Source organism: Streptomyces sp. NPDC093261, from assembly GCF_044753645.1.
In the GTDB taxonomy this organism is placed as follows: Bacteria; Actinomycetota; Actinomycetes; order Streptomycetales; family Streptomycetaceae; genus Streptomyces.
In genome coordinates, this window is the sequence record NZ_JBIVNO010000001.1 from 931,751 (window position 1) to 936,587 (window position 4,837).

The following is a 4,837-nucleotide window of genomic DNA, read 5'->3' on the forward strand; positions in this document are numbered from 1 at the left end:
GGTGCGGAGACCTGGCGGGTGGCACGGCGACGCGCACGGCGCGGGGCGGCCTCCTCGGCCACCGGCTCCACCGGCTCGGTCTCGGCGGCAGCGGCGGCAGGCTCGGGGGCCTCGGCGCTCTCCGCACCGGCGGGCACCACGACCTCCGTCACCTCGGCAGCCGCGGGCGCACCGGTGGGTGCGGAGACCTGGCGGGTGGCACGGCGACGCGCACGGCGCGGGGCGGCCTCCTCGGCCACCGGCTCCACCGGCTCGGTCTCGGCGGCAGCGGCAGTCTCCACGGCAGGCACGGGCTCCTCGGCACTCTCGGCCCCAGCGGGCACCACGACCTCCGTCGCTTCAGCAGCCGCGGGCGCACCGGCGGGCGCGGACGCCCGGCGCGTGGCACGACGACGCGTACGCCGCGGGGCGGCCTCCTCGGCCACCGGCTCCACCGGCTCGGTCTCGGCGGCAGCAGCGGTCTCGGCCGCCGCCTCCGTCTCTTCGTTCTCTTCTGCCCCAGGGGCCCCGATTGCCTCCGCTGCCGGGGCGGCCTCGACGGGCTGCCCGGTCTCCGCGGCGGGTATGGCCGATGCCGCCCCGGTCACGACCTCGGTCGTCGTGGCCTCGGGGGTCGCGCTGTCGGCCGCGACCGTCGGCGGACCCGCCGGGCGCGACGCGGCACGGCGGCGGCGCGGCGGCAGGGTGTCGCTGGGGGTGTTGTTCTCGGAGCCCTCGGCGGGCTCGATCGGTTCGAGCATGCGGGCGTTTCTCCCGTCAGGCTCCCGGGCGCCGCACCTGGTCCGGCATCGCCGGTGACGTCCGCGGCTCGCGCGATGCGCGGTGCCGCCGTCCGGGGCGCGGGCGCCGCACGGAAGCTCTCTGTGTCTTGTCTCGTCGGTTCCGTACGCCATGTACGTACGGCCTGGCGAAAGTCTTCTGGTCGATGCGCTGCCCGACCCAGGTGGCTCCCGAGTACAAGGGCGGCACTACGACGTCCGTCCCTACGCGGAACCTTCCTTACTCCGGCGCCGTCGCGGCGGCAGTCGCACCGGCCGTGACTGGCACGGTCGCTGCTGCCTCGCGGTCGGGCGCGAGCGGGTCGGTCACCGTGCCGGTCTCTTCATCGAACAGCCCCTGCGCCAGCCTGGTCACCGCTACGGGGACCGGCGGCGCCAGGTCGGCCACGGCGCGGAGACCGGACAGGACGTCGTCGGGTCGTACGGCAGGCGTCACGTGCCGAACAACCAGCCGCAGTATCGCACAGGGCTGGTCGGTCGGCCTATCGGCATGCGAACTGTGTGTGTCCACGCTCTCCAGGCTCGCGACCGCGGCCCGGGCGTCGAAGGTGCGCACGCCGTTCTTGGTCATGCGCTGGACCTCGACGGCGCCGGCCTCGACGAAGGCCGCGACCGCACGCTCGGCGTCCACGGGGTCCACGCCGTTCAGGCGCAGCTCCCACACCGATGCCGTGAGCCGGTCGGCGAGCCCGGAGGTACGGGCCTCGACCGCCTCGATGACATCGAGCCCGGCGGGCAGCGACTCATCGAGGAGCTCACGCAGCCTGTCCGGGTCGCGCGCCTCGGTGAGCGCGATTTCCAGGTACTCCGCCTCACTGCCCGTGCCGGTGGGTGCGGCATTGGCGTACGACACCTTCGGATGCGGCGTGAACCCCGCCGAGTACGCCATCGGCACCTCGGCACGGCGCAGCGCACGCTCGAAGGCGCGCTGGAAGTCACGGTGGCTGGTGAACCGGAGGCGGCCGCGCTTGGTATAGCGCAGTCGGATGCGCTGCACCGCGGGTGCGGGCGGCGGGCCTTCGGGCTGTCGCTTGCCCAGTGTCGTTCAGTCCTTCGTGAGAGCGGTCGTCCTGCTACCAAGAGTACGTGTCTCACCGGGCATCGGGTTCCCGCCGGGAGATCCTCTCCGGCCCGCGGGATTTCACCGAAGAGCGCGCGGCGCGTATCGGCGCGGGTCTGCCGGGCGGTCTCGCGCGCGACGGCCGGCGTCTGCCGCGCGGCCCTGCCCATGCTGCGGGCGGCCTCGGCGACGGGGCGCAGGGCGGTGTCCCGGACGAGGCGCCCGACCGGCGTCGGCATGGTCAGGTACGCCCATCGCCCCGGCTCCACGAAGATCCACCGGAAGAGGGGCGAGGGAGCGCCCCACGGCGAGGGAGACACACCCGGCGAGGGAGACACACCCGGCGACGCGCCAGGTGTGGCCGAACGCGGCGCCGATCTCACGCCCGACGGCCACGACAACACGGCCGACCGGGGCCAGGGCCGCCGCCACAGGGCCGATGCGGGGACCACGGGCAGAACCGCAGCAGCCGCAGATGGGCCGGCTGCGCAGCCGGCGGCCACGACACCGACGAGTCCTGCGAGACCGCGCGCCGGCCGGGCGATCCCGTGCCCGACCGGTGTCAGCGCAGGAGCCGTCCACCGGCCGCGAGCACGTCCCGCGCCATGGCGCACCGGCGCGACCAGGACGAGCACGGCGATACGCACCGGCACGCGGATCGCTACGGTGAGACACCCCTCGACGGGCCCGGGCGACGGCGGCTTCCGCTTGTCCATTCCTACGCGGACACTCCGGCGGCCCGCACGGACACGGCGACCGGCGCGTGCGGCCCAACCACGCGCCCTGCCACCCGCGATGACATTCCGTCAGGAGTCACGCGAGCGGCACGGGCAGGCAGAGCGAGGAGCGCGGTTCGTAGGCGCCACAGGCTCGGTGGGCCTACGGCCGGCAGATCGCGTACACCACGGTGTTGGTGGTGCCGTTGACGCCGCTTCCGACCTGTGACTGATAGCCGGTGGGGGGCGAGCCGACCGGACGAGCCAGTCCTTGGAAGGCCACAGCCGCTCCGCTGGTCGAGTTGACGTTGTAGGCACCGCCACCCGTGGCATAGGTACCCGCGGGGCACACCACCGTGTTGAACGTCGTGGCACCTTGCGGACCGGCAAGGGTGTTGGAGACCACCACGCTCTGCGGTCCGTTCGCACCGCTGGTCCCCTGCGCCCCCTGAGCACCCGTCGCGCCCTGGACGCCCTGCGTGCCCTGCGCCCCGGTGGGACCCTGAGCCCCGGTGGTGCCCTGGCTTCCGGTCACGCCTTGAAAACCCTGAGGGCCCTGTGCGCCTTGGACACCGGTGGCGCCCTGGGCGCCCGTGGAACCCTGAGCACCGGTGGCACCCTGCGCGCCGGTCGAGCCCTGGACACCCTGTGTGCCCTGGGCACCCGTCGCACCCTGCGCCCCGGTGGCGCCCTGCGCGCCGGTCGAGCCCTGGAAGCCCTGCGTGCCCTGCGCACCGGTGGCACCCTGCGCGCCCGTGGTCCCCTGGGCACCAGTGGCGCCCTGCGAGCCGGCGGAGCCCTGGAACCCCTGCGTGCCCTGGAAGCCTTGCGCCCCCTGGAAGCCCTGCGTGCCCTGCGCACCCGTGGAGCCCTGCGGGCCGGCCGATCCCTGGGCACCTTGTGTGCCCTGGAAGCCTTGCGCCCCCTGGAAGCCCTGCGTGCCCTGCGCACCCGTGGAGCCCTGCGGGCCGGCGGAACCCTGGGTGCCCTGCGCACCCGTGGTGCCCTGGAAGCCTTGCGCGCCCTGCGTACCCGTCGCACCCTGGGCGCCCGTTGCTCCCTGGAAGCCCTGCGCGCCCTGACTGCCCGTAGCGCCCGCGGCACCCTGCGCGCCGGTAGCGCCCTGCGCACCGGTCGTGCCCTGGAGACCCTGCGGGCCGGTGACGCCCTGGGAGCCCTGCGGGCCTGGGGCGCCGGTGGCGCCCTGCGCGCCGGTGGCGCCCTGCGGGCCGAAGCCGCCCTGGGCGCCGGTCGCACCCTGAACACCCTGGGAGCCCTGTGCGCCCGTCGTTCCCTGGAAGCCCTGGGTTCCCTGCGCACCCGTCGCGCCCTGAGCTCCCGCTGTGCCCTGGAAGCCCTGCGTGCCCTGCACACCCGCCTCGCCCTGGACCCCCTGCGAACCCTGCGCTCCTGTGCCGCCCTGAGCCCCGCTCGATCCCTGAACGCCCTGGGAGCCCTGCGCACCGGTCGCACCCTGAGTACCCATGGTGCCCTGGGCACCCGTAGAACCCTGCGCACCCGTCGCGCCCTGAGCGCCCTGCTGGCCGGTGGCGCCCTGGAATCCCTGCGCGCCCTGAGTACCTGTCGCGCCCTGAGCGCCGGTGGCGCCCTGAACGCCCGTCGCACCCTGCGGACCGGCGGCCCCGACGGCCCCGCCGGAACCCTGGGCACCGGTGGCGCCCTGCGGCCCGGTGCCGCCTTGGGCCCCGGTCGAGCCCTGTGGTCCGGTCGCACCCTGGAAGCCCTGCGCGCCCTGTGCACCGTCGGCCCCTTGCGCCCCGGCGGCTCCCTGAGTGCCGGTGGCGCCCTGTGGTCCGGCGGTCCCCTGGAAGCCCTGAGCACCCTGAGCTCCCGTGTCACCCTGCGCCCCCGAGGACCCCTGAGCGCCGGTGGCCCCCTGAGAGCCGGCGCCGCCCTGGAGCCCCTGCGTGCCCTGCACACCCGCCTCGCCCTGTACCCCCTGCGAACCCTGGGCCCCCGTCGCACCCTGAGCACCCGCAGCGCCTTGAAAGCCCTGAACACCCTGAGCCCCCGTCGCACCCTGCGCCCCCGAAGACCCCTGAGCACCCGTAGCCCCCTGAGAACCGGCGCCGCCCTGGAACCCCTGCGTGCCCTGCACACCCGCCTCGCCCTGAACCCCCTGCGAACCCTGGGCCCCCGCCGCACCCTGAGCACCCGCAGTGCCCTGAAAGCCCTGAACACCCTGAGCCCCCGTCGCACCCTGCGCCCCCGAAGACCCCTGAGCACCCGTAGCCCCCTGAGAACCGGCGCCGCCCTGGAAG

General features: G+C 75.0%; 2 protein-coding genes and 2 pseudogenes. 1 reads left to right on the forward strand and 3 read right to left on the reverse strand.

Annotated features, from left to right (window positions below; translation table 11 throughout):
* The 3 genes and pseudogenes from ACIP94_RS04255 to ACIP94_RS04265 all read right to left on the reverse strand — a co-directional run.
* Nucleotides 1-740, reverse strand: a pseudogene (locus tag ACIP94_RS04255) (ribonuclease E/G); the annotation flags it as partial.
* 259 nt (nt 741-999) lie between these two features.
* Complete coding sequence (locus ACIP94_RS04260) at nt 1,000-1,776, reverse strand: TIGR03936 family radical SAM-associated protein (RefSeq protein WP_402419262.1); 777 nt, start codon at nt 1,774-1,776, stop codon at nt 1,000-1,002.
* A 942-nt stretch (nt 1,777-2,718) separates the two neighbouring features.
* Nucleotides 2,719-3,090, reverse strand: coding sequence for a hypothetical protein (locus ACIP94_RS04265; protein WP_402419265.1), 372 nt, complete (start codon nt 3,088-3,090; stop codon nt 2,719-2,721).
* Nucleotides 3,091-3,093: 3 nt separating this feature from the next.
* Here ACIP94_RS04265 and ACIP94_RS04270 point away from each other — a divergent pair.
* A pseudogene (locus ACIP94_RS04270) lies at nt 3,094-4,837 on the forward strand (hypothetical protein); the annotation flags it as partial.